This window comes from Lysobacter enzymogenes (assembly GCF_017168095.1).
GTDB classification, from domain to species: Bacteria; Pseudomonadota; Gammaproteobacteria; order Xanthomonadales; family Xanthomonadaceae; genus Lysobacter; species Lysobacter enzymogenes_D.
In genome coordinates this window covers 1-509 of sequence record NZ_LXSD01000574.1, presented here as the reverse complement: position 1 = coordinate 509, position 509 = coordinate 1, and the positions used below count along the sequence as shown (strand labels likewise).

Sequence of the window (509 nt, the reverse complement as noted above, 5' to 3'; positions counted from 1 at the left end):
CGGGATTCGCCGCGCCCTGCGCCGGCGCGCCGCGTCCGGCCGTGTGGTCCGCGGCGACCTGCGCGTGCGCCTGCACCTGCGCCGGATCGGCGTAGGCCAGGCGCGCGGTCGGGCTGTGCAGGCCGCCGTTGACGGCGAACAGGCGGCCTTCGCGGCCTTCGGTGACGTGATCGATGCTCGGCAGCGGCGGCTTCGCGGCTTGAGCGGCATCGGCCAGCGCCGCCGCGGCCAGCGTGCGTTCGCTGGCCGGAAGCTGCGGCTTCAGCCGCTGCAGGCCGTCGCGCGCCTGTTCGTAGAGATCGTGACTGGGATGGCCGGCATCCTGGTACGGGTGGGTCTGCATCGACAGCGGCCGCGGCGGCACCGGCGGCGGGCGGCGTCCTTCGGAGGGCTCCTGGTTCGAAGACGAGGGCGTCGAGGACGTCGACGGCGCGCTGGACGGCGGGCCGCTCGACGCCTGCGGCGGCGGGGCGGGCCGCGGCGGCACGGCCTGCCCGGGCGCAGTCGGC

Annotated in this window: 1 protein-coding gene; it reads right to left on the bottom strand. The window is 77.2% G+C overall.

All coding sequences use genetic code 11. From position 1 onward, the window contains the following. Positions 1-343: XVIPCD domain-containing protein (locus A7A76_RS22525; protein WP_343225391.1), on the bottom strand; the 343-nt coding region annotated here is incomplete at its 3' end. Positions 344-509: the final 166 nt, after the last annotated feature.